At 64.4% G+C, this 20,355-nt stretch carries 18 protein-coding genes; 8 read left to right on the plus strand and 10 right to left on the minus strand.

The features are described 5' to 3' along the window. Positions 1-9: 9 nt before the first annotated feature. From BT179_RS19820 to BT179_RS19850, 7 genes are all read right to left on the minus strand, one after another. Complete coding sequence (locus BT179_RS19820) at positions 10-654, minus strand: tetratricopeptide repeat protein (RefSeq protein ID WP_072396498.1); 645 nt, start codon at positions 652-654, stop codon at positions 10-12. Continuing rightward, positions 651-1,460, minus strand: a complete 810-nt coding sequence (locus BT179_RS19825) for an SDR family oxidoreductase (RefSeq protein WP_072396496.1) — start codon at positions 1,458-1,460, stop codon at positions 651-653. The genes BT179_RS19820 and BT179_RS19825 overlap by 4 nt, the downstream gene beginning before the upstream one ends. After that, a complete protein-coding gene (locus BT179_RS19830) occupies positions 1,447-2,121 on the minus strand; it encodes an iron-containing redox enzyme family protein (RefSeq protein WP_072396494.1) in 675 nt (224 codons plus the stop codon). Before BT179_RS19830 ends, BT179_RS19825 begins: the two co-directional genes overlap by 14 nt. Further along, complete coding sequence (locus BT179_RS19835) at positions 2,118-3,599, minus strand: AMP-binding protein (RefSeq protein ID WP_072431500.1); 1,482 nt, start codon at positions 3,597-3,599, stop codon at positions 2,118-2,120. Before BT179_RS19835 ends, BT179_RS19830 begins: the two co-directional genes overlap by 4 nt. Further along, entirely contained in the window at positions 3,589-4,266 is a 678-nt protein-coding gene (locus BT179_RS19840; protein ID WP_072396490.1) for a thermostable hemolysin, read from the minus strand. The genes BT179_RS19835 and BT179_RS19840 overlap by 11 nt, the downstream gene beginning before the upstream one ends. 71 nt (positions 4,267-4,337) lie before the next feature. Next, positions 4,338-5,555 carry an organoarsenical effux MFS transporter ArsJ gene (gene arsJ / locus BT179_RS19845; protein ID WP_072396488.1) on the minus strand — a complete coding sequence of 406 codons (1,218 nt, stop codon included), beginning with the start codon at positions 5,553-5,555 and terminating at the stop codon, positions 4,338-4,340. Positions 5,556-5,564: 9 nt separating this feature from the next. Next, complete coding sequence (locus tag BT179_RS19850) at positions 5,565-6,569, minus strand: ArsJ-associated glyceraldehyde-3-phosphate dehydrogenase (protein WP_072431499.1); 1,005 nt, start codon at positions 6,567-6,569, stop codon at positions 5,565-5,567. Positions 6,570-6,853: 284 nt separating this feature from the next. Here BT179_RS19850 and BT179_RS19855 point away from each other — a divergent pair, with 284 nt between their 5' ends. Beyond that, the gene (locus BT179_RS19855) at positions 6,854-8,569 is read left to right on the plus strand and encodes an amidase (protein ID WP_072431498.1); all 1,716 of its coding nucleotides are present in this window, start codon (positions 6,854-6,856) and stop codon (positions 8,567-8,569) included. A 28-nt stretch (positions 8,570-8,597) separates the two neighbouring features. Here BT179_RS19855 and BT179_RS19860 read toward each other — a convergent pair whose 3' ends face one another. Beyond that, entirely contained in the window at positions 8,598-9,452 is an 855-nt protein-coding gene (locus tag BT179_RS19860; protein ID WP_072396482.1) for a LysR family transcriptional regulator, read from the minus strand. A gap of 74 nt (positions 9,453-9,526) precedes the next feature. On the opposite strand from BT179_RS19860, the gene BT179_RS19865 reads away from it, so the two are divergent. After that, positions 9,527-10,462, plus strand: coding sequence for a DMT family transporter (locus BT179_RS19865; protein ID WP_072431497.1), 936 nt, complete (start codon positions 9,527-9,529; stop codon positions 10,460-10,462). A gap of 22 nt (positions 10,463-10,484) precedes the next feature. Here the strand turns inward: BT179_RS19865 and BT179_RS19870 are convergent, their stop codons facing one another. Then, a complete protein-coding gene (locus tag BT179_RS19870; RefSeq protein WP_072431540.1) occupies positions 10,485-11,018 on the minus strand; it encodes a DUF488 domain-containing protein in 534 nt (177 codons plus the stop codon). A 22-nt stretch (positions 11,019-11,040) separates the two neighbouring features. After that, entirely contained in the window at positions 11,041-12,666 is a 1,626-nt protein-coding gene (gene treA / locus BT179_RS19875; RefSeq protein ID WP_072431539.1) for an alpha,alpha-trehalase TreA, read from the minus strand. Between the two features lie 204 nt (positions 12,667-12,870). Here treA and BT179_RS19880 point away from each other — a divergent pair, with 204 nt between their 5' ends. From BT179_RS19880 to BT179_RS19905, 6 genes are all read left to right on the plus strand, one after another. Beyond that, the gene (locus BT179_RS19880; RefSeq protein WP_072431496.1) at positions 12,871-13,641 is read left to right on the plus strand and encodes a substrate-binding periplasmic protein; all 771 of its coding nucleotides are present in this window, start codon (positions 12,871-12,873) and stop codon (positions 13,639-13,641) included. A gap of 1 nt (position 13,642) precedes the next feature. Continuing rightward, positions 13,643-14,986, plus strand: coding sequence for a GGDEF domain-containing protein (locus BT179_RS19885; RefSeq protein WP_072396475.1), 1,344 nt, complete (start codon positions 13,643-13,645; stop codon positions 14,984-14,986). 16 nt (positions 14,987-15,002) lie between these two features. After that, positions 15,003-15,737 carry a substrate-binding periplasmic protein gene (locus BT179_RS19890; protein WP_072396473.1) on the plus strand — a complete coding sequence of 245 codons (735 nt, stop codon included), beginning with the start codon at positions 15,003-15,005 and terminating at the stop codon, positions 15,735-15,737. A gap of 292 nt (positions 15,738-16,029) precedes the next feature. Further along, positions 16,030-17,736 (plus strand): molecular chaperone HscC, encoded by a 1,707-nt coding sequence (locus tag BT179_RS19895; RefSeq protein WP_072431495.1) that lies wholly within the window; start codon positions 16,030-16,032, stop codon positions 17,734-17,736. Then, a complete protein-coding gene (locus BT179_RS19900) occupies positions 17,733-19,391 on the plus strand; it encodes a J domain-containing protein (RefSeq protein WP_072431494.1) in 1,659 nt (552 codons plus the stop codon). Before BT179_RS19895 ends, BT179_RS19900 begins: the two co-directional genes overlap by 4 nt. Next, positions 19,388-20,347, plus strand: coding sequence for a DUF3829 domain-containing protein (locus BT179_RS19905; protein WP_072396467.1), 960 nt, complete (start codon positions 19,388-19,390; stop codon positions 20,345-20,347). Before BT179_RS19900 ends, BT179_RS19905 begins: the two co-directional genes overlap by 4 nt. The last annotated feature ends 8 nt before the right edge of the window (positions 20,348-20,355 follow it).

Raw genomic sequence — 20,355 nt, forward strand, 5'->3', positions numbered from 1 at the left:
GCACTCCCGTCAGTCGAGTTTCCTGTTTACATCCGCCAGCAGCGTTTCGATGTCCTTTCGGCGTCCTGCATCAGCGCTTTCCCGGCCAGGCCGGGGCGCGGCCAGCAAGGCTTTCTGCAGGGCCGCCCTGGCTTCACCATAGCGCTTTTGACGGTAGAGGTGATCGCCCCAGAAGTACAGGCTATCGATACCGTCGGGATTGAGTTGCAATGCCTGCTTGAGCAACTGTTCGGCCTTGTCCGGGTCGCCGAATCCCAGGGGCCAGCCCGGCACCCGATCATACAACGCGCCAAGACTGGTGTAGGCCGAGCCTTGCAGGGCCTGGGGATCAAGGGCCAGGGCCTTTTCCAGATCGGCTCTGGCCTCCTTGACCTTGCTCAGCGCACCCAGCCCGCCCTGGGCGCCGGCCCAACTGCTGTTGACGATTGCGGACCAGATCCAGGCCTCGGCCACGGACTGGCGTTCCTGCTTGAAAGCCGAAGACTGGACGGCGAGCTTTTCGAAAGCTTCGGCCCGCTGGCCTTCAGGCAGATCGTATTGAATGTGCGCCCAGCGCTGCTGGATATCATGCAGGCGTTGCTGGTCGGCGCTGTCCAGGGCCCAGGCGCCTTGACCCAAGGCGCCCAACAGGAAAGCGAGAAGGATTCTTTTCATGGCTTGAGGTGCTCGTTCACAGGTTTATGACTCAGGCGGCGAATCAGCGGCAACTGCTTGCGCAGACCGCGATCCACCAGATTGGGCAACAGACTGTTGAGGCCGACGAAGAACCGCTCGGGCCATCCCAGGTACAGTTCGCGACGATCACCGGTTATGGCGTGGATCACCGCCGACGCCACCGTTGCCGGGTCGTCGACATTGGCCTTGAGCGCCTGGTTGAGGGCGTCGGCCGCCGGGGTGTTCATCGCGGTACGGGTGGCCCGGGGCGCCACGTAGAGCACACCGACACGGGTATCGGCCAGTTCCCGGCGCAAGGCTTCGGAAAACCCGCGCAAGGCGAACTTGCTGGCGCAATAGCTGGCATAGCCGGGGTAGCCGATGGACCCGTAGGTGGAACCGACATTGACCACCATGGCGCTGTCGGCTTGCTTGAGCAACGGCAGCAACAGTTTGGTCAGGCAGATCGGCGCAGTGACATTCAACGCCAGCATGGCGCCGATCTCGCTGTCGTCGAGCTGTTCGAGCATGGCGAAGTGGTTCACGCCGGCGGCGTTGATCAACAGGTTGATGCCTCCCAGGGCCTCCGCGCAGGCCAGGACCTTGCGCCGGTCGGCCAGGTAGGTCAGGTCCGCGCCGACCCAGAACAGATGCTGCGGGTAGCGGGAGATCAAGGGTTGCAAGGTTTCGCGATGCCTGGCCACGGCCAGCACCCGGGCGCCACTGGCGCACAGGGCGGCGGCAATCGCCAGCCCGATCCCACCGCTGGCCCCGGTCAACACCACCCGGGCATCACACAGGCGCATGTTCATGCTCCCCGTCGCGGGGCAGGCCCCGGAACATATCGGTATAGAGCCGGTACACCACCCGGGAGGCATGAATCACCGCAGCCTGGTCCTGCGGGTCGTCCAGCCTGTTCATCAGGCCGCGATAGGTCTGCATGTGCTCGATGTCCAGAGAACCGTGGGAGCTGAGGTAACTGAAGGCCGTGGCCGGCAGTTCCAGGCGCTGGCGGATGCTGTCGGCGGCGTGGGTCGCCAGGGCGATGCTGGTGCCTTCGAGCACGTTGACCATGCCGAACAACCCCACCGGATTGCCCCGTGCGATCAGGTCATAGAGGTAACCGACCATCAGTTCGATGGGCAACGACGGCTGCCCGTGACGCACGACCTGCGGATCGCCACCACAGGCCGCGATGTCGTCCAGTATCCACTGCTCATGGCCGTATTCTTCTTCGATGTACTCGCATACGGCTTTGCGCAGCCACTCCAGGCGCGTCGGCAATCGCGCGCCACAAGCCATCATCAACGGCACGGTGTGGCGCACGTGGTAATAGGCCTGGATCAGGAACGCCCGGTAAGCGGCCAGACTGACCTGCCCTTCGAGCGCATCGCGAATGATCGGCAGGTTGAACAAGGTATGGCGTTCTTGCTGGGTAGCTTCTTGCAGGGTATCGAAAAAACTCATGGAGCAGACTCCTCGGACAGAACGGATTCGGTGAGCAAGGCACGGTAATGCTCGACAATGGCTTCCCGGCGCTGGCGCCCATTGGCGGTGAGCAAACCATTGGCCGGGGTGAAGGGATGCTCCAGTCGCGTCCAGCGATGGACCCGAGCGTAATCGGGTAACGTGGCGTTGACCCTGGCCACTGCCAGTTCCAGCGTTTGCCGGGTGCAGTCGCCGTGGGCCGGCCAGAGCAACGCATGGTTGTACGGCAAGGCTTCGCCATGGACGAAGGCCTGGGCGATATCGCCGCCCTGGGTCAGTTCGGCTTCGACCCACTCGGGATTGACGTTGCGACCGAAACTGGTGACGAACTGGTGTTTCTTGCGCCCGTGCAGATAGAGGAAGCCATCGTCGTCGAACGCCCCCAGGTCGCCGCTGGGCCACCACGCCTGCGTGCAGGGCGCCTCCCCCAGGTACCCGAGCAAGGTCGATCCCTTGATCATGACTTCGCCGTCATCGGCCAGGCGAAGCTGCACGTGGGGCAACGGCTGGCCGACACTGCCGGGGCGATGTGCGTTTGGCCGGTTGAGGCACACCACCGACGCGCATTCCGACAGTCCGTAGCCTTCGAATACCGGCAAACCCACCCGCTCGGCCCGCAGCAGCAGATCGCGGGATACCCGCGCCCCGCCCACCGCGGCGAACCGGACGACGTGTGGGTTGAACGCCTTTCGTTCGGCGGCCATGACCAGCATCGACAGCAACTGTGGCACCAGGATCAGGCTCTGCGCCCGGCGCTCGGCCAGGCATCCCAGCAGGCGCGTCGGGTCGGCCCCGCTGGCACCCTGGATACCGAGGGCCTTCTGGCTGGGCAGGCTGAGCATGGCGCCGGCGTACAGAGCCGCGTAACAGCCGAGGTTCTCCAGGAGAATCGCCAGGGGCAACAAAGCCAGATGGTGCCTCGCCCCGACCGGTTGACTGGCCTGTTCCAGTTCATGGACGACCCGCAGCAGGCTCTCGGCGCCAAGGCAGACTCCCTTGGGCGTACCCGTGGTGCCGGACGTGAAGGTCAGCTTGGCGGTGCCCGCCGGCAAGACGTTCGGCCCGAGATAGTCTCGCCGCCAGAATTCGCCACTGTGCTGGTATCCGGCGGCTTGAAGTTCGTCCGCGTAGGCGGGCTCTGCTATCACCCGCGCGGCCTGGCTCTGCTCCAGGCAGTGGCGCCGCTGGGCCGGGCTGAAGAATCCGGGCAGGATGACGCACGCCAGTCCTTCGAACAGTGCGGCCAGGTCCCAGAGCATGATTTCGATGCCGTTGTCCAAGGCCAGCGCGACAACGCTGACGCACTCATCGCGCAAGCGTTGCTGGCGATACCGCACTTCGGCGAAAAGCGTGGCGTAATCCATCTGCGAGCCATCCCCCCAGAGAGCAATGGCATGCCCCCGGCGCTCGGCATGCCCACGCAGGGCTTGCTTGAATCGTTGCATTTCAGGCGACATGGCTTGCCTCCCCAGGCGTGATCGACAGCCCCAGGCGATTGAACAGGCCGGTATTGCGCAGATGAATGAAACCGGCGCGGATGTTTCCGACATGGACCCATGGTTGGCTGTCGTAGTAGCGCCCCCAGAGGTGGCGTTCCTCGCCCAGGCGCTGTGGATCGGCCTGGCAAAGGGTCACGGGCTTGAGGCCCAGGCGATGGAAGCTGTTGACCAGGCCGACATTGCCGGTGAACGCCACCCACTCCAGGCCGGCGACAGCCAGCAGGTAAGTGATGGAAATGATGCTCAGCCGGGCGTTGCCGGTGTCGCTGGCGGCCAGGTTGCCGACCTCGACGATGCTGGCACGCTCCACCGGCCGACCGGTCGTAGCCGTGATCAACGGCTCCACAGGCCCGTCCAGGTAACGCTCGAGGAACAACGCCTCTTGCGCGGCCAGGCGCACGCCGGCCACCGCGCCAAGCACGCCCTGGCCGTCATCGAAGCCGAACAGTTCGGGCATGAAATGACGAATGTCGGCGCCGTGTACCTGGCGAAAACGTTGCTGGATAAACGCTTCGAATTCAGTGCGCCGGGGTTCTCCTGACGAAGCCTTGTGCAGGCGACGAAGCGGCTGGCCGGCAACGCCGAAGGCCAGCGGCAGATGAATGTTCCAATCAATATCGGGCATGGATCGACAGTCTCCCCCAGGGCTAGTGGGAGAAAGTATCCAGGCCGTTTCTTAACGAAGTCTGAAGGCGATCAGGCGCTGGCCGCCGGGTCGGCATGCCGGGGCAACCCTACCGACACCACGGCCGCCACCACCACGAACAGGCTGGAGATCCACAGGCACGCCTCCAGGCCATGCACCTGGTACACCCAGCCGGAAAGCAGCGTTCCGATCAACCGCCCCATGGCGTTGGACATGTAGTAGAACCCCACGTCCAACGAAACGCCGTCCTCCTTGGCGTAGGAAACGATCAGGTAGCTGTGCAGGGACGAGTTCACGGCAAACAGCAAACCAAATGCCATGAGCCCGCCGAGCAGCACCCCCTGGGACGGCCCGCTGCCCAGCCCCAGCGCGATGGCCGCCGGCAGGCCCGCCAGGGCAAGGGCCCAGAGAAACGCCGTGCGGCCATCCGGCACATGGCCCCGTTTCCTGCCGGTGATGTACGGGGCGAAGGATTGCACGATGCCGTAGCCGATCACCCAGGCGGCGAGGAACCCACCCACCTTCCAGAAGTCCCAGCCCAGGACGCTGCTCAGGTAGACCGGCAAGGCCACTACGAACCAGACGTCGCGGGCACCGAACAGGAACATCCGCGCCGCCGACAACAGGTTGATCGCCCGGCTCTTGGACAGCAGGTCGCGAAACCTGGGCTTGGCCCTGGCCTTGCCCAGGTCCTTTTTCAGCAGGATCAGGCTACCCAGCCAGATCAGCCCCAGTACGCCAGCCATCGCCAGCAGCGAGCCCTTGAAACCGATCAACGCCAGCAAGGCCCCGCCGAGAAAGAAGCCCACCCCCTTGAGGGCATTTTTCGAACCGGTGAGGATGGCCACCCAGGTGTAGAGCCTGCCTTGCTGCCCATCCGGAACGAGCAGCTTGATAGCGCTCTTGGCGCTCATCTTGTTCAAGTCCTTGGCGATACCGGACAGGGCCTGGGCGCCCATCACCCAGTGCACGGTCAGCCAGGCCGATGGCACCGTCAGCATCAGCAATGCCAGGACCTGCATGCCCAATCCGATGTTCATGGTCCGGTTCAGACCCAGTCGAGCGCCGAGATACCCTCCCACCAGGTTGGTGACGACACCGAAGAGTTCATAGAACAGAAACAACGCCGCAATCTGCAACGGGCTGTAGCCCAGCGCATGGAAATGCAGCACCACCAGCATGCGCAAGGCGCCATCGGTGAGAGTGAATGCCCAATAGTTGCCCGTCACCAGCAGGTATTGCCGCACCGGGGCCGACAGGGTTTTCATGGCTGCTCCTCAGACCGCCAGGCCGACCATCCGGGCCAGTTCGACGGTGCGATTGGCATAGCCCCATTCATTGTCATACCAGGCGTAGACCTTGACCTGGGTGCCGTTGACGACCATGGTCGACAGCGCATCGATGATCGATGAACGCGGATCGGTACGGTAATCGATGGACACCAGGGGGCGCTCTTCGTAGCCGAGGATGTCTTTCAACTCCCCCTCGCAAGCGTCCTTGAACAGCTGGTTCACTTCCTCGGCCGTGGTGGCTCGCTCGACCTCGAAGACGCAATCGGTCAGCGAAGCATTGGCCAGCGGCACGCGCACGGCGTGCCCGTTCAGGCGTCCATGCAACTCGGGAAAGATTTGCGCGATGGCCGTGGCCGAGCCGGTGCTGGTGGGAATCAGGCTCATGCCCGAAGCACGGGCGCGACGCAGGTCCTTGTGGGGTTGATCGAGGATGCTCTGGGTGTTGGTCAGGTCATGGATGGTGGTGATCGAACCGTGGCGGATGCCCAGTTTCTCGTGAATGACCTTGACCACCGGTGCCAGGCAATTGGTGGTGCAGGACGCTGCCGTGACGATGGCGTGTTCGGCGGGTTTGAACAGGTGATGGTTGACGCCCATGACGATGTTCAGTGCGCCCTTTTCCTTCACCGGGGCGCTGACCACCACGCGCTTGACGCCTTGATCGAGGTAAGCCTGGAGCACCGCCACGGTCTTCATCTTGCCGCTGGCCTCGATCACCAGGTCGCAACCCGACCAGTCGGTGTCGGCGATCGCCTTGTTGGCCGTGACCCTGATCGACTTGCCGTCGATGACTATGCTCTCGCCCTGGGCCTCGGCCTGGCGCTGCCAACGGCCATGCACCGAGTCGAAGTTCAGCAGATGGGCATGGGTGGCGGCGTCACCTGCCGGATCGTTGATCTGCACGAACTCCAATTCCGGCCAGTGCCAGGCAGCCCGCAGCGCGAGACGACCGATGCGTCCGAAACCGTTGATACCCACTTTGATCGTCATGACGCCTGCCCCCATATGCGAAAAAACGAATATATGTTTTTACAGATATAAAGGAAAGCCATGGGCCGAAATTCCTGTGCCGGCGGGCGGGCTCCCCCTTCGGTTTGCGAGCAGCCGTCCGGCTTGCGGCGCCTGCCGGCCGGGTCCTGGCTTCACGGGTGGGCAATTTTGCAGACCCTCGACCGGCCGTCCCGTAGTACAGTGCACGGCATGAAATCGACGGTCCACTTCCAGACGCCTGAAGTGGCCACGAACCCTCTCACGTCATCTCCAGCGATAACAGCATGATCGAAATCACTGAAGTTTCCATTGCCCAACTGCGCGCCGCGCTCGAGTCCGGCCAGACGACCGCGGTCGAGCTGGTCCAGGCCTACCTTGCCAGGATCGATGCCTACGATGGACCCGATACGCCCACCGCCCTCAATGCGGTCGTGGTGCGAAATCCCGAGGCGCTCGCCGAGGCCCGGGCGTCCGATGCCCGTCGGGCCAAGGGCCAGGCGCTGGGCCCCCTGGACGGCATTCCTTATACGGCGAAGGACAGTTACCTGGTCAAAGGGCTCACCGCCGCTTCCGGCAGCCCGGCGTTCGCCAACCTGATGGCCTGCCGGGACGCGTTCACCATCGAACGGCTTCGCGCCGCCGGGGCGATCTGCCTGGGCAAGACCAACATGCCGCCCATGGCGAACGGCGGCATGCAACGCGGCGTGTACGGTCGCGCGCAAAGCCCGTACAACGCCGACTACCTCACCGCCCCATTCGCCTCCGGCTCGTCGAACGGAGCAGGCACTGCCACCGCCGCCAGTTTCGCGGCCTTCGGCCTGGCCGAAGAAACCTGGTCCAGCGGACGCGGGCCGGCCTCGAACAACGGCTTGTGCGCCTATACCCCTTCTCGCGGTGTGATCTCGGTCCGTGGCAACTGGCCGCTGACGCCCACGATGGACGTCGTCGTGCCCTACGCCAGGACCATGGCCGATCTCCTCGAAGTGTTGGATGTGGTGGTGGCAGAGGACCCGGATACCCGTGGCGACCTGTGGCGCCTGCAACCCTGGGTGCCCCTTCCGAGCGTCGACTCCGTCCGCCCCGCCTCTTATCCCGGGCTTGCCGCCAACGCCGGTGCCCTTGCCGGCATCCGCTTCGGTGTGCCGCGCATGTACATCAACGCCGATCCCGAGGCCGGCACGGCCGAAGCCCCGGGCATCGGTGGCCCGACGGGGCAACGCATCATCACCCGGGCCTCGGTGATCGACCTCTGGGAGCAGGCCCGCCAGGCGCTGCAAGCCTGCGGCGCCGAAGTCATCGAGGTCGACTTCCCGCTGGTGTCCAACTGCGAGGGTGATCGCCCTGGTGCGCCGACGGTGTTTACCCGCGGCCTGGTGTCCAGGGAGTTCCTGCACCACGAGCTGTGGGACCTTTCGGCCTGGGCGTTCGACGATTTCCTGCGGGCGAACAATGATCCGAACCTCAATCGCCTGGCCGACGTGGATGGCCCGCTGATCTTCCCGCACGATCCGGGAACCCTGCCCAACCGGGAGGATGACCTGGCCGCCGGCATGGAGAAGTACGTGGAGATGGCCAAGCGCGGTATCACCCCCTGGGACCAGATCCCCACCCTGCCCGACGGTCTTCGGGGGCTCGAGGAAACGCGCCGGATCGACCTCGAGGACTGGATGGACCGGCTCGGGCTCGACGCGGTGATCTTCCCCACCGTCGCCGATGTCGGGCCGGCGGATGCCGATGTCAATCCGGTGTCTGCCGATATCGCCTGGAGCAACGGCGTCTGGGTCGCCAACGGCAACCTCGCCATCCGGCACCTGGGCGTCCCCACCGTCACCGTGCCGATGGGCATCATGGCAGACATCGGCATGCCCGTCGGGCTGACGTTCGCCGGCCGTGCCTATGACGACTCGACGCTGCTGCGCCTGGCCGCGGCATTCGAATCGCTGGGCTCCAAGCGACGCATCCCGCCCCGCACGCCACCGCTGTCGACCGTTGGCAAATAGACAGGCAGCGGGGTCCGCCCCGCTCCCGCTACAGTCGAAAGTGCTGCTGCAAGGTCCGGCAAAGCAGGCTCACCGCCTCATCGGCGTGTGACGCCTGGGAGCGCATGAACACCACCTCATGCTCCGGTATCACCGCCAGGTCGTCGAGGATCTGCATGCGCGCCGTCACCCGCGCCCGGTCGATCAGGCTGATGGCCAACCCGGCCTCCACGCAGGCCTTCACGGCCTGGTTGGAGGGACTTTCCAGCACGATGCGCACCCTGCGGCCGCTTTGCCTGAGGCCCTGCATCATGGCTTGCCGATAGGGACATTGCGGCGCATGCACCGCCAGCGGAAGCGGGTCCAGGGAGCTGGCCGCCAGGTTGACCGGCGCGACCCAGACCGGCGTGGTGCTCACCAGGACCTGCGCCTGAGGGCCGGGCTGGCCTTTCGGCTGGGCGATCACCGCCGCCTGGAGCTTGCCACGCAGCACCTGGTCCCGCAGCGCGTAGCTTGGCGCCGTCTTGAGCTCCAGCACCACGTTGGGCCATGCGGTGGAAAAAGTCGGAAGGATGTCGCGGATGACATGCTCGGCGTATTCGTCCGGTACGCCGAAGGTGACGCGCCCGGCCAGGTGGGTACCGTGCAGATCCGCCAGCACCCGGTCATGGATACTCAGCAGCTCACTCGTGGACAGGAGCAGGCGCTTGCCCAGTGCGGTGAGGGAAACGGACTGGTTGTCACGGTTCAACAAACGCCCCCCGGCCACCGTCTCGAGGCGCTGGATGTGCACACTTACCGCCGCCGGGCTTTTGTGGAGCTGCTCGGCCGCCGCGCTGAACTTTCCGATTCGCGCGACGCAATGGAAGGTGCGTATCAGCTCGATATCGAGAATGGCGGACATGATTCAATCCTCCTGAATCACTGCTGCAGGATATTTTGATTTATTAGATTACGCTGCTTTCGTAGCCTGTGGTCATGAACCCTGATAAATCGATGTCTTGCGAGGCCCTGCCCAGACCTGACTGGCGCCAGGCAATTCCACTTCCGATCCTGGAGGCCGGCTTGCTGCTGGCCTGGAGCTCCGGATTCATCGGCGCGCGGTTCTCGGTGGACTACGCACCGGCCCTGCTGGTGGTGTTCTGGCGCTGCGTACTGGTCACGCTCCTGCTGTTTCCCTTCGCCCTTCCGGCGTTGCGACAGGCACCCGTTGCGGTGCTGCTGAAAAACGCAGGCATCGGCCTGCTGGCCATGGCAGGGTACCTGGCCGGTATCACCCAGGGGATCGCCCTAGGCGTGCCCGCCGGCCTTGCCGCGCTGTTCGCCGACCTGCTGCCGATAGGGCTGGCGCTGTTGAGCGCTGGCGTGCTCGGGCGGCGCCTGGCCTGGCCGATCTGGATCGGATTGATGGTCGGACTGGCCGGAGTCGCCTTGGTGACCCAGAGCGCGATGACCTGGGGCGATGCTCCTGCGTGGGCATATGCCTTGCCGTTGCTGGGCATGCTGTCGCTGGCGATCGCGACACTGTGGCAGAAGGCCCTGGCCCCTCGCGAGCAGTTGGGCCTGCTGCCCAATCTCTGGCTGCAATGCGCGGTCTCCGGGCTTGCCTTCGGCATCCTCGAGGGGACGCAGGGCAGCCTGGCGCCGATCCCCAGCGTCGGGTTCGCCCTCAGCGTGGCATGGACAGCCGGGTTGTCGACGATCGGAGGGTATGGGCTCTATTGGCTGTGCCTGCGTCGCGCATCCGCCACCCGGATCACCAGCCTGCTTTACCTCAGCCCTCCCATCACGATGCTGTGGGCCTGGGCCATGTTCGACGAGCCGCTGTCGTGGCAAATGGCAGCAGGCCTGGCGGCTTCCGGGCTGGGCATCTGGATGGTGGTGCGCACGGAGGCCGCCACGCGGACGTCGTGACGCCTTGCCTGACGCACCTGCGCTACGCCGGCGCGGGATACGTCAGTTTCAGCCCCTGTACCCGCGCAGCGGGATTCAATACCGCTTTGTTCGACTTGTTCCGGTCCATGATGTGAATGACGTCGACGCCACGGACCAACAGATAATCGGCGATGATCCTGCGATGACATCGCCACCAGACCGCTTCGGCGCACATGATGGCGCAGCAGTGGTATTCACTGAGTGCCAGGAGGCGCTGTAGCCCCTCCTCGAACGCCTCCGACAGCGCGTAGTCCGCGTAGTTATGAAAGCTGCGGTTGTCCCAGAACCCATTGGTTTGCTCGGGGATGGTCCTGGATTTCTTCCGCAGGCCTCCAAGCGCCAGGATCCGCTCATGGCGCAGGCCGTACCCCGCCAGCTGTCCGGGCAGCGTATCGAGGTTGTAGTGGGGGTTCGTCCGTGAGCGGGGAACCGTCCTGACATCGACAAGCGTATCGACCTGGAAGCCTTCGAGCATCTCGACGAATTGCTCGAGGGTCCGGGTCGAATGACCGATGGTGTAGACGACTTGGCTCATGGACGGCCCTCGACTCGTGCGATCACCGGGCGCCGGCTCCCGCATTTTCGCCATATTTCTCCAGCAGTTTCAACGTCACGCCATTGGTCCAACCGAAGCCGTCCTGCAGCTCGTACTCACCTCCGCCGCCACCCTGCCCGGCTCCCGACACGTCGTATTTTTCCACCAGTTTGTCTTCGGCGTCATAGAGCTTGCGGACCTGCTGCAGGAATCGCTGGCCGATCTGCCCGGCCAGCGCGGTCTGCCGGTAACGGTCCAGCCCTTGCACCGCCACCCATTGCAGCGGTGCCCAACCATTGGGCTCGTCCCACTGCTGCCCATTGTCGACCTGGGTCGTGGCGATGCCGCCGGGACGCAACAGCCCCTTGCGCACGGCCTCCCCGGTACGATGGCCGCGCTCGGCGCCAGCCAGGCCCGTGTACAGGGGGAACAGTGTCGCGGCAGTGAGGTCCGGCCGCTGACGGTTTTCCTGCCAGTCGTAGTCCACGTAGTAACCAGCCACTTCATTCCACAGGTGTTTTTCGATGGCTCGCTGGCGCTGCTCGGCGCGCTGGCCATAGGCCTGGACGCACGGTGCGTTTCGCGTGGTTTCACAGGCCTTGGCGATGGTGCGTTCCAGGTGGTAGAGCAGACTGTTCAGGTCCACCGGCACGATGGAGGTGGTGCGGATGCTGGCCAGGTCCTTGCCGTCGCCCAGCCAGCGGGAACTGAAATCCCAGCCGCTTTCGGCGCCCGCCCGCAAGTCGCGCCACACCTCTTCCCGAGGCCTGTCGGGCGCTTGTGCGGCGGTCTTGACGTCCTGCAGCCAGGATTCCTGGCGTGGCGTCAGGCTGGCGTCCCAGTAGCGATTGAGCACACTGCCGTCGGCGAGCTTGACCACGTGGCGGGCGGCCGTGCCGGGCTTGAGCGTCTGGCTGTCCTGCATCCAGTACGCATATTCCTTTTGCAGTTGAGGAAGGTATCGGCCATAGGCCTGGCTTCCTTCGATATGGGCCTGCAACTCCACCATGTAGGCAAAGAACGGCGGCTGTGACCGGCTCAGGTAGTAGGTACGGTTGCCATTGGGAATGTGGCCATAGGTGTCGATCATGTAGGCAAAGTTATCGGTCATGTGGCGAACCTGGGCCTTGTCGCCACTTTGTTCCAACCCCAGCATGGTGAAGTAGGAGTCCCAGTAGTACATCTCGCGAAAGCGCCCGCCCGGGACCACATAGGGTTCCGGCAAGGGCAGCAGGCTGCTGTATGGCGGCACTTGCCGATACGTTCGGCTGAGCACCGGCCAGAGCTTGTCGATGTGTTCCTTGATAGGCGCCCCGGGCTTGGGCGCCGGGCTCTGGGCTTCGCCGGACTCGATGAAGTTGTCCTCGACGAAAGCCTTCAGGTCGAAGCCGGCGGCGTCGCGACGGGCCAGGTAATCGGCGCGGATCGTCGCCGGATCACGCTTGGGCAGTGCGTCCACGAAGTGCTTCTGGTCGGTGAAGATCGCGCCACGCTGCACTGCCTCGAACAGTTCGGGATAGGCCTGGTCGGGCGTCTGGGTGACGCGATCCCGGGCATCCATGTAGCTCCAGGTCGCAGCGGGTTGGCTTGAGCAGGCCGCGCAGAGCACGGCGGTGAAGCAAAGGCTGGTGAAGGGCAAAGGTCGCATCGGCGGCTCCATGAGTTGTCGTTCCTGACCCAACGAATGACAGGGCTCTTGCGGGCACGGTTCATTTAAATGAACGTGGGGAGGGTCGGATGGCGGTCGCGCTTTGACAGGTGACCCTCAAGCAGGCGCCCGCCCAGCCGATAACAATCGAGTAGAAGGACTCCAAGCCTTGCCGGGCTCTGCTGGTCGTATAGGTAATCATCGATGGTCTTGCCGCTTAACCGTTTACTGATGCTTGGCGTCCTGCTGCTCATGGCCGTCAGCGCACTCTCGCCGAACGCCGCGGCAGAGGCTCCGCTGCGTATCGTCACGGAGGAGCTGCCGCCCTACAACATGACCCAGGATGGCCGGGTGACCGGCATGAGCACCGAGGTGGTCCAGGCGGTGCTCAAGGAAATCGGCGTGGAGGCGCCAATCCATGTCATGCCCTGGGCGCGGGCCTACGAGCTGGCGCTCAACGAAGGCAATGTCCTGATCTATTCCATCTCCCGCACGCCGGCCCGCGAGCCGCTGTTCCACTGGGTGGGCGCCATTGCACCGACCCGCTGGTTCCTGTATTCGCTGGCCGAGCGGCCGGTGAAGCTCAGTTCCCTGGACGATGCCCGTCATTACCAGATCGCCACCGTCAACCAGGACGTCGGCGAGCAATACCTCATCGCGAAGGGATTCCGCATTGGCGAGCAACTGCAGTCGAGTACCAAGTACGAGCATAACTACCGCAAGCTCAAGGTCGATCACGTGGAAATGTGGATTTCCAACGAGCTCAACGCACAATACCTGGCCCGCCAGAATGGCGAGGACCCGGCCAAGGTGCTGATTCGTTCGCTGCCGATTCCCGACCTCAGCAGCGAGGAAGGCCTGAGCATGGCGTTCAGCCGCAAGACACCGGCCGAGACGGTGGAGAAATTCCGCGCGGGCCTGGAGGCGATCCAGCGCAACGGCGTCTACGATGCCATCTTGCGCAAATGGCTGTGACATGGCGCGCAATTCAGAGACATCGTCCGCGAAACAGCCACGTATCAAGGCATTCAGCTCGCTAGGCCGTCGGCTGGTACTGGCGACGCTGCTGTTCTGCCTGCTTTTCACCCTGGCGATGGTCACCTTGCGGACCTGGCTGGCGTGGGAAAACAACCTGGCGGAAATGAACTCCGAACTGGTACTGATCGACCAGGTGTTCCAGAACACGCTGGCCCATGCCATCTGGGAAATGGATCGCGAATCGCTGGGCAAGCAACTGGCCAGCGTCGCAAAGGCCGCGCCGGTGGGCCGATTGCTGCTCACTATCCCACGTCCCGGCCAGCCCCCTGAAATCATCGAACTCAACCGATACGCCAACGTGGCCCCGGGGCCTGCGCCTGTGTTGCGTCGCGAGCTCGTCGCGCAGCCCTATGCCGGGGCGAACGAAAAAGTCGGCGAGCTGATCATCGAAGGCGACAGCAACCTGTTGTGGGAGCGCCTCTGGGGCGAGGCCCGCAGCATCGTCATCACCCAGCTTGTCCAGTCGCTGCTGCTGGCCGGCCTGGTCATGACCATGTTCAATCGCCTGGTGACCGTGCATGTGGTCCATATCGCCCGGCACCTGGGCCAGCTCACGCCCGATACCCTCAAACGGCACTTCAAGCTGCAGCGCTCGGTACGGCGCCAGGACGAGTTGAGCCTGCTGGAGTCCCAGGTCAATGAATTGCAGGACAACCTCCACGCCCACCTGGAACGCCAGCGCCTGGATGAACTGGCCATGGCAGCCAGCCGCGACCAGTTGGCCGAGCTGGTCGAGGCACGTACCGCGGAACTGAAGGCAGCCAACCAGTCCCTCGAAGCGTTGTCACGCCACGACGCATTGACGGGACTGCCCAACCGCCGCTACTTCGACGAACTGAAGGAAATCGAATTTCGCCGCGCGCTGCGCCACGGCACGCCGCTGGCGGTGCTGATGTGCGATGTCGATTTCTTCAAGACCTACAACGACACCTACGGCCATATCAAGGGCGACGAGTGTCTGCAGCAGATCGCCGAAACCCTGCGCAGTGTCTTCGGGCGCTCGGGGGAACTGACCGCCCGGGTTGGCGGCGAAGAGTTCGTCGTGGTACTGCCCAACGTCGACGCCAGCCAGGCTTACGAGGCGGCCCAACGGGTCCGCGCGCACCTGGCCGAACGCCAATTGCCCCACAGCGGCTCGACGGTGTCGCCCTTCGTCACCCTGAGCATCGGTGTGGCCGAACTGGATCCTCGCACCATGAATCACTTCGACCTGTTGCTGCAATGCGCCGACCAGGCGTTGTACCGAGCCAAACACCAGGGACGCAATTGCGTCGCCTTCTGACACCCGTGAGGCCTATATGCACCGTCGTCTGCCGCTCTGCCTGTCGTTGTTGCTGGCCCTGGCCTGCCTGGAAAGCCGTGGTGCGGGGATCGAAGTGGTCACCGAGGATTCACTCTACGCATACCCCCGCGAAGGCAAGCTGGTCGGGCCGGGCACCCGCGTCGTCGAGGAAACCCTGAACAAGGCCGGCCTGACCGATCACCGCATCCTGCTGTATCCCTGGGCCCGGGCCTACGAGAAAGCCCTGCACGAGCCCAACGTGCTGATCTATCCCATGGATCGTACCCCCTTGCGCGAATCGCTGTTCAAGTGGGTTGGGGAGCTGGAGCGAGTCACGATCAAGCTCTACAAGCTGCGCGAGCGCCACGACATCGTCCTGGCCAGCCTCGAGGATGCCAAGCGCTACAGCGTGGGCGTGGTGCGTAACGACTCCAAGCAACTGCTGCTGCAGCAGGCAGGCTTCACCCGGCTGGTGGTCTCGGGCGATCGTCGCGACAACTTTCAGAAACTGCTCAACCATCAAGTCCAGCTGATCCCGATGCCCGAGAAGGCTGCGCGAGTGATCTGCGAAGACGAGCATGTGGATTTCGCCATCCTGCAAGAGGTGTTTTCGATCGACGACCGCCCCGCCCGGGTGTCCATGGCCTTCAGCCTGAGCACGCCGGACGAGATCGTCGCCAGGGCGCGACAGGCCTTCGAGCAATTGGAGGCTGCGGGAGAAGTGGCGCGGATCATGCGGGAAGAACGCTAGGCTCTGTCCGGAAAGCCTTGAGACTCGATGATGCTGCGTGAAAGCGCCGAGCAAGCGCCGTTGCCCGACTGACAATGGGCACTGTCCAGGCTTTTTTTCGTATCAGGCCGAGCCTGAAAAGGCCCTGTGAAGGGCTTCCCAGCCGGCGACGGGACTCGCCCACGGGCAGCTCGGCGATGGATTGTGCTGCATGAAATCCGACGGTTTTCCCGATCAAGTGGATTCATCTCTGCTAGGCTGGCCGGCTCGCAGGTAACGCCAAGGCGCGAAAAGTAAGGGAGGCTTAACGGACATGATTGTCGGCATTGACCTGGGCACCACCCATAGCCTGATTGCGGCATGGCGCGATGGCGCTGCGCAACTGGTGCCCAATGCCCTCGGCGAGTGGCTGACCCCCAGTGTGGTGGGCCTGGACGATGAAGGCCGGATGATGGTTGGTCGCGCGGCACTGGAACGCTTGCAGACCCATCCGCAAGCGACCACCGCTCTCTTCAAGCGCTACATGGGCAGCGCCCGACTCACCGCCCTTGGCAATCGTCAGTTCCGCGCCGAGGAGCTTTCGGCCATGGTGCTGCGCAGCCTGCGCGAGGATGCCGAACGGCACTTCGGCGAGCCGGTGGAGGAAGCCGTCATCAGCGTCCCGGCCTACTTCAACGACGCCCAGCGCAAAGCCACGCGCATCGCCGGCGAACTGGCCGGCTTCAAGGTCGAGCGACTGGTCAACGAACCCACGGCGGCGGCGCTCGCCTATGGCCTGCATCAACGCGACAACGCCAGCACCTTCCTGGTCTTCGATCTTGGCGGCGGGACCTTCGACGTGTCCATCCTGGAGCTGTTCGAAGGCGTGATGGAAGTCCGGGCCAGCGCCGGCGACAACTACCTTGGCGGGGAAGATTTCGACACGCTGCTGCTCCAGGCCTTCGTCAGCGCCCAGGGCAAATCGGCTGCCGGCCCTGTCCCCCTTGGCGATGCGCAACTGTTCAGTCGCCTGCATCGGGAAGCCGAACGGGTGCGCAGGGCCCTCGGGCATGAGCCCAGCGCGACGTTCTCGGTGCGCCAGGGCGACCGCGAGTGGCATCAGCCATACACCCAGGCGGAAATGGCCGGTCTCTATGCGCCGCTGTTCGCCCGGCTGCGCGCCCCCATCGAAACGGCCCTGCGCGATGCCCGCATCCGCGCCAGCGAGCTGGACGAGGTGCTGCTGGTGGGCGGCACCACCCGCATGCCCCTGGTGCGAAAACTGGTCGCCAGCCTGTTCGGCCGCTTTCCGTCGATCCAACTCAACCCCGACGAAGCCGTGGCGCTCGGCGCCGCCGTGCAAGCGGGCCTGAAAAGCCGTGACGCGGCGCTCGAAGAAGTGGTGCTCACGGATGTCTGCCCCTACTCCATGGGCATCGAGATATCGGTCGACTACGGTGGCAAGCTCGAGTCGGGCCATTACCTGCCGATCATCGAACGCAATTGCGTGGTCCCCGTGAGCCGGGTCAAACGCGTGGTGACCCTGCGCGACCAGCAGAAGATGGTTCTGCTGAAGGTCTATCAGGGCGAGAGCCGCCAGGTCAGCGAAAACATCCTGCTCGGCGAGCTGGAAATCCCCGTGCCCCCCATGCCCGCCGGTGAGGTGAGCATCGACGTGCGCTTCACCTACGACACCAACGGCCTGCTGGAAGCCGATGCGCAGACCGTCCAGACCGGGGAGCGGCACAAACTGGTGATCACCAACAACACTGGCCTGCTGGACGAAGCCGACATCGCCCGTCGGCTCGAAGCGCTGGCGGCGCTGAAGGTCCATCCGCGTGACGAGCAGCCCAATACCGTGCTGATCGCCCGCCTCGAACGCCTCTACCAGGAAAGCCGCGGTGACCTTCGCCAGCGGGTCGACGATCTGGCCACGCGTTTTGCCCAGGTGCTCGAAACCCAGGAACTGCACGACATCCGCGCCCTGCGAATGCAGATTTCCGAACAGCTCGACACCTTGGAACGGGACGTCTGGCGATGAGTTGCTGGGTGGTCCTGGATCTGCCGGAGGATGCCGACAAGCGCAGCATCAAGCGCCAGTATGCCAGCCTGCTCAAGCGACACCGGCCCGACGAAGACCCCGAGGGCTTCCAGCGACTGCGCGAGGCTTATGAGCAGGCGATGGCATGGGCCGATTGGCAGCGTGAGGAGCCCGTCGACACCTCGCTGCCTGAGCCCATCGAGTCGCCTCGGGTGCAACAACCGTCCCCTCGGCAGACCGATGAAGGAGCTTGCCCGGCCGAAGGCCTGGCGGCGCAATGCCTGGAAGGAATCAGCGCGACCAACCTCGCCGACCGCGTGGCCCAGGCACGCCTGCTTGGATGCGAAGCGGCGTTCGAACAAGGCCTGCTGCTGCGCTGCCTGCCAGACGACCGCTACGAACTGGCCGAGGCGGCCATCGAGCAATTGCACTGGCTCACCCCTTGGCAACATGAAGGCTTGCCGCGAACCACCCTCGAACACCTGCGCAACACCCTCATGGAGCAGGCCTCGTCGCGCCTGACCGAGGCCCGGCAGGATAGCGGGCGATTCCTCGAACTGGCCCGCAAGCTGGCCGCAAGCCCCTGGCTGCAAACCCTGGATGCGCGCCAGTGGCTGAACCAGAGCCTGGCCCTGGTGCTGCTACAGTCGCCGAACTGGTCGCAGAGGCTGTTCGAAAGCATTTGCACGCAACAGGGCTGGACCCGCAGCGGTCATCATAACGCCTGCCCCGAGCCCTGGTGGAGCCAACTGCTGGCTCGCAGCGACTGTGCCATGTTCGTGCAGGAACAGACCCGCCTCACCCAGTTCTATGACAGCAGCGAATCCCAGGCAGCGCGCATGCTGTTCGGCACCCTCGACGAAGACGCCCGGGTGCGCCTGAGCATCACCTTCAGCGCCGCCGACTGGGATGCCTGCGAGGCGTTGTATCGCACCGTGCAGCTTCGCTATCCGCAGTTGCTGTACCAGATGCCGCAGTTGGCCCCGGACAACTGGCGCGCGCTGCGTCGTCGGCCGCCGGCCATGGCGGTGCCCCTGGCCATTGTCGGCGCTTCGGCCAGCATGAGCTGGCTGCTGGAGTATCGCCTCGGCGGGACGTTCTACATCAGCGTCATCGACATGTTCCTGCGCGCGCTGTTTCTAGGCGCCGCTGCATGGGGGCTCAACGCGGCATGCAAGACCCTGAGCCGGGCATGGCGCCTCGATCAATGGCTCCATGACCGCTACGGGCGCTGGCTGAGCCTGCGACGCCCCACCCCGCTGCCGATACGCGAAAGCCTCTGGGTCGGACTGCTGGGCGGCGTCATCTACCTGGCGGGTGGATTTGCCGGAGCGGTTGCCTACTTCGGCATCCTCGCCACGCTGGCGATCCTGAGCCGAGGCAATCTGACCAAACGCGCCGCCGCCCTGTATTCCCGAGTCTATGAGCGCTTGCCGGACGATGTCCTTGTCGGCCTCTCGCTGGGCATCCTCATCCCGCTGCTCCTGCTGGGCAATACCCTCGCGGGCAATGCGCCGCTCGCCCCGAACGAGGGGCTCCAGGCCTGGCCACAGCGAACCTGCGCCGCACGCCAATCCACCTCGACGCCCTGCCCGACCGAATTGTCCGCGCAGCAGTGGCATGTACCCACGTCCTCCCAGGCAGGAAAGCCATGATCAGTAATCGAGCCTTCGCGATTGCTGTGATTGCACTGCTGGGCCTGACCTGGCTGGTGCTGCAGCTGGACCCTCGCAAGCACATCGACCCGCAGACCCGCTCGCGCTGGCAGCAAGTGCAGCAGATCAACACCTGCCTGTTGAATGGCGCGGAGCTCCTGGAGCGACGCTACGCCGAATACCGTGACCTGGTCGCTTCATCGACGCAGCACGATGCCTACCGACATTTCTTTGCCGGCTTCGGCATGGGCTCCGGTGAAATCGTCCCCGGCAACGATGCACCGCCATCGCCCTGTTACCGATGGCTCGGCGCAGGAACACCGGAAGGCCTGCAAGCGCTAGCCAGAAACTACGTCACGGCCTACGACCAACTGCGTCCGGACGCCGAGGCCGTCGAGCGCTGGCTGGCGCAGCGGCCGATGGATCGGGATCCCCTCGAACTGGCCCGGCTTGAACAAGCCCTGAGCGCGCGCCTGCAAGAAGCACGCACCCGGGCGATCCCTTTGCGCCAGGCGTTCGAGCAGCCGCAACTGGAGGCGCGACAGCAGCAACTGGCCTCCATCGAGCAACGCCTGGGGCATGACCAGCATTGGTATACGCTGCGCTTCATGATCGATGCCCGCCAGACCATGGATGCCCTCGATGCCATGACCACCGGCGCGGCGCTGACGCCCCGTCAGTTGCTCGACCTGCATCAGTCATTGATGACCCGTTGGGCGGACGCAGAGACCTTCATCCAGGCACTGCCCCGCTTGCGCTCGGCAGATGGCAACCTGCCCGTGTGGAGCGTCATCAGCTCGCAGGCCTGGGAATGGTTGACGTACCTCGAACGCCTGCAACAGCACTGGGCCGCCGGGGCGGACGCCGCGCAACTGAACCAGGACCTCGCCGCTGCACGGGCAGGTTACGACGAGTTGCAACGGCGCTACAACGCCGTGGTCGTGCGCCAGTATTGATGAGCTTC

This window comes from Pseudomonas sp. NFACC43 (genome assembly GCF_900119645.1).
GTDB lineage: Bacteria > Pseudomonadota > Gammaproteobacteria > Pseudomonadales > Pseudomonadaceae > Aquipseudomonas.